This window comes from Sandarakinorhabdus sp. (assembly GCF_040398645.1).
Lineage (GTDB): Bacteria > Pseudomonadota > Alphaproteobacteria > Sphingomonadales > Sphingomonadaceae > Sandarakinorhabdus.
The window spans coordinates 1-3,576 of record NZ_JBBATR010000013.1 but is presented as its reverse complement, the minus strand read 5'-3'; the positions used below and the strand labels follow the sequence as shown (position 1 = coordinate 3,576).

The window sequence follows — 3,576 nt, the reverse complement described above, 5'->3', positions numbered from 1 at the left end:
GGCCGGAACCAGGCCGCATGGAAACGCGCGCCCGACACACGCTCGTAGAATTCCATCAGCTTTTCGCGCTCTTCAAACAGCCACAGCATCGGCGTCATCGCGCCCACGTCCATGGCGTGCGCAGTGGTGTTGAGGATGTGATTGAGAATGCGCGTGATTTCCGCAAACATCGTGCGGATATACTTCGCCCGCACCGGCACTTCGATGCCGGCCAATTTCTCGATGGCCAGCACATAGCTGTGCTCCATGCACATCGGCGAGACATAATCGAGGCGGTCCATGTAGGGCAGCGCTTGCAGATAAGTCTTGTATTCAATCAGCTTTTCGGTGCCACGGTGCAGCAGGCCGATGTGCGGATCGCAGCGTTCGATGATTTCGCCGTCCAGCTCCATCACCAGCCGCAACACGCCGTGCGCCGCCGGGTGCTGCGGGCCGAAATTGATCATGTAATTCTGGATTTCGTTGCCGTCGCGGGCCGGCAGCACATCGGCTGTGTCTTGCGCCGTCCACGCGGAACCGGCGTTGCCCAAGCTGCTCATTTGGCACCTGCCTTTTCATCGCCGGGCAGCACATAATCCGTGCCTTCCCAAGGCGACAGGAAATCGAAGCTGCGAAAATCCTGCGCCAGCTTCACCGGCTCATACACCACGCGCTTATGCTCTTCGGACCAGCGCAGTTCGACATGGCCGGACAGCGGGAAATCCTTGCGGAACGGATGACCTTCAAAGCCATAATCGGTCAAAATCCGGCGCATGTCCGGATTGCCGGCAAACATCACGCCATAGCAATCCCACGTCTCACGCTCATACCAGCCGGCATTGGGATAAAGGCTGGTCAGGCTGGGCACCGGCGCGGTGCCATCGGTGGTGCAACGCACGCGCAAGCGCAGATTGTGCGCCATCGACAAAAGATGGATTACCACCTCAAACCGCTCGGCCCGGTCCGGATAATCGGCAGCGCAAAGGTCCGTCAGCTGGTTCAGCCGCAGATCGGGCGCATCGCGCAACGCAGCAATCACCGCCACCAACGCATCACGTGCCACCAACACGCTGGTTTCACCGGCGTGTACGGTGATGTCGATAATGGCCGCGCCGAGCAGTTCGCCAAGCCGCGCGGCAAGGCCATCGTGGCTGGCCATCACCGGCCAGCTGTGACGGCCAAGTTCAGGGGAAACAATCGCCATCGTTTACCGCTCAAACACGCCGACGCGGCGGATTTTCCGCTGCAGGGCCAATATACCATAAAGCAGCGCTTCGGCGGTCGGCGGGCAGCCCGGCACATAGATGTCCACCGGCACGATCCTGTCGCAGCCGCGCACCACCGAATAGCTGTAGTGATAATAGCCGCCGCCATTGGCGCAGCTTCCCATCGAAATCACATAGCGCGGCTCGGCCATCTGGTCGTAAACCCGGCGCAGCGCCGGCGCCATCTTGTTGCACAGCGTGCCGGCGACGATCATCACGTCGCTCTGCCGCGGTGAGGCGCGCGGCGCGATGCCAAACCGCTCCATGTCATAACGCGGCATGTTGGTGTGCATCATCTCGACGGCGCAGCAGGCTAGGCCGAACGTCATCCACCACATCGATCCGGTGCGCGCCCAGTGAAACAGATCCTCGGTCGATGTGACCAGAAAGCCCTTTTCAGCGACCTCCATGGACACATCGCCCAAAAACGCATCGCGGTTGCCTTCGGGCAGCGCGATTGCACCGCCTGGGAGCACCAGCCCGGTCTGTTCGTTCATCACTCCCACTCCAACGCTCCCACCTTCCAGGCGTAGACCAGGCCGATGCCCAGTTCGCCCAGGAATTCCATCATCGCCCACCACGCGCTTTCCCCGCCCCAATGCAGGCTGACGGCCCATGGGAACAGAAATGCGGCTTCGAGGTCGAACACGATGAACAGGATGGCAACCAGATAGAATTGCACATCAAATTTGGTGCGCGAATCTGAGAACGCCGGAAAGCCGCTTTCATACTCCGACAGCTTCACCGCCTCCGGCTTGGCCGTGCCGATCGCGGCCGACAGTGCCATCGGCGCGCTGACAAAGATCACCGCAAAGGCGATGCCAACGGCAAAGAACATCAGCACCGGCAGATATTGGATTGCAATGGCCGACATGGCCGCAAAATTCCTCGCTGTTGCAGTGCAAGGTGAATAGCCGCAGTGCCTGCCCACGGCAAGCCGCACCAAGGTTCACAGGCGGCTTTTCGTCAGCTGCGGCGCTAGCGCCAGCGCCAATCAGCGCAGCGCGCCGGCCACCAGCTTGTGCAGCTTTGATTGGATGGCGCTGTTGCCCGCGATAATTTCTTCGCGGCTGACCATGTCCTGGCCGGCGCGAAAATCACTCACGAAGCCGCCGGCTTCGCGCACCAGCAGCATGCCGGCGGCGATATCCCAATGCGACAGGCCGGTTTCCCAGAAACCATCGAACCGCCCAGCCGCCACCCACGCCAGATCGAGGCTGGCCGCCCCGAAGCGCCGCACGCCGGCGACTTCGGGAATCACCGCGTTCAATATGGTGCTGAATTGCGGCCGGTCGCCGTGGCCCTGGTACGGGATGCCGGTGGCAATCAGGCACTCGTTCATGTCGCGCCGGCCAGACACGCGCAGCCGGCGATCCGAAAGCCAGGCGCCGCAGCCCTTTTCCGCCCAGAAACTTTCGCCGGTCAAGGGCTGGTGGATCAGCCCGGCGGTGATTTCACCATCGATTTCAGCGGCGATGCTGATGGCAAAATGCGGGATGCCGTGCAGGAAATTGGTGGTGCCATCCAGCGGATCGACGATCCAGCGGCAGCGGTCATCGTTGCCCTTGATGGTGCCGCCCTCTTCCAGCAGCAGGCCCCATTCCGGCCGGGCATGGCGCAAGATCTCGGTCACCGTCGCTTCGGCTTCGCGGTCGGCGACAGTCACGAAATCCGCCGGCCCCTTGCGGCTGACCTGCAAGGCATCCACTTCGCCAAAATCCCGCCGCAGCTTGGGCGCCGCCTTGCGCGCGGCCTTTTCCATGACGGTGATCAGCGATGAATGGGCAACCATGGCGGAATCCTTGCGGCCAGCACGTGCGCAGGCGGCGATTGGGGGAACAGGGATGGGAAAGAGCGGAGTGTGCCTTAACGGGTGCAGCCAGCCGGAGCAAGCTGTGGGGGCAAACTGGGGACGGGCCTACCAGCCGAGCACTTCGCCAAACGCAGCCACACCAGCACCCGGCCCAGCATCGTGATCCCACACCGCCCGGACCACAGCGATGAAATCCGCGCCAGCGTCGACCAGCGGCGCGGCATTGTGCGGGAAAATGCCGCCAATGGCGACGCAGGGCAATTGGCTCAACGTGGTCCACCAGCCCAGTATCTCGGGCTGGGGACGATAGTGGCTCGGCTTGGTGGTGGTGTCGTAAAACGCCCCGAACGCCACATAATCAGCGCCCTGCTCCCCGGCTTCCATCGCCAGGTGGCGGCTGTCGTGGCACGTCCGGCCAATCTGAGCGTCGCGGCCGAGCAGAGCGCGGGCATCGGCAATCGAGCCATCACTCTGCCCCAGATGCACACCGTCCGCGCCGGCCGCCTTGGCCAGATCGGC

Annotated in this window: 6 protein-coding genes; all 6 read right to left on the bottom strand. The window is 62.6% G+C overall.

Going from position 1 to position 3,576, the window contains the following annotated elements; all coding sequences use genetic code 11:
* Window positions 1-446 (bottom strand): NADH-quinone oxidoreductase subunit D-related protein (locus ABWP50_RS04690; protein WP_502950979.1); only part of this gene is annotated, 446 nt, incomplete at its 3' end.
* A gap of 89 nt (window positions 447-535) precedes the next feature.
* A complete protein-coding gene (locus ABWP50_RS04685) occupies window positions 536-1,183 on the bottom strand; it encodes an NADH-quinone oxidoreductase subunit C (protein ID WP_353216837.1) in 648 nt (215 codons plus the stop codon).
* A 3-nt stretch (window positions 1,184-1,186) separates the two neighbouring features.
* The gene (locus ABWP50_RS04680) at window positions 1,187-1,741 is read right to left on the bottom strand and encodes a NuoB/complex I 20 kDa subunit family protein (protein WP_353216836.1); all 555 of its coding nucleotides are present in this window, start codon (window positions 1,739-1,741) and stop codon (window positions 1,187-1,189) included.
* The gene (ndhC, locus tag ABWP50_RS04675; RefSeq protein ID WP_353216835.1) at window positions 1,741-2,118 is read right to left on the bottom strand and encodes an NADH-quinone oxidoreductase subunit A; all 378 of its coding nucleotides are present in this window, start codon (window positions 2,116-2,118) and stop codon (window positions 1,741-1,743) included. Before ndhC ends, ABWP50_RS04680 begins: the two co-directional genes overlap by 1 nt.
* Window positions 2,119-2,238: 120 nt before the next feature.
* Window positions 2,239-3,036 carry an inositol monophosphatase family protein gene (locus tag ABWP50_RS04670; RefSeq protein ID WP_353216834.1) on the bottom strand — a complete coding sequence of 266 codons (798 nt, stop codon included), beginning with the start codon at window positions 3,034-3,036 and terminating at the stop codon, window positions 2,239-2,241.
* Window positions 3,037-3,162: 126 nt separating this feature from the next.
* Window positions 3,163-3,576, bottom strand: a 414-nt coding sequence (locus tag ABWP50_RS04665; RefSeq protein WP_353216833.1) for a thiamine phosphate synthase, incomplete at its 5' end; no start/stop codon positions are given.

Coding starts and splice junctions, on each gene's coding strand:
- ABWP50_RS04680 (WP_353216836.1), bottom strand. CDS start 1,741: ATGAACGAACAGACCGGGCTGGTGCTCCCAGGCGGTGCAATCGCGCTG.
- ABWP50_RS04670 (WP_353216834.1), bottom strand. CDS start 3,036: ATGGTTGCCCATTCATCGCTGATCACCGTCATGGAAAAGGCCGCGCGC.
- ndhC (WP_353216835.1), bottom strand. CDS start 2,118: ATGTCGGCCATTGCAATCCAATATCTGCCGGTGCTGATGTTCTTTGCC.
- ABWP50_RS04685 (WP_353216837.1), bottom strand. CDS start 1,183: ATGGCGATTGTTTCCCCTGAACTTGGCCGTCACAGCTGGCCGGTGATG.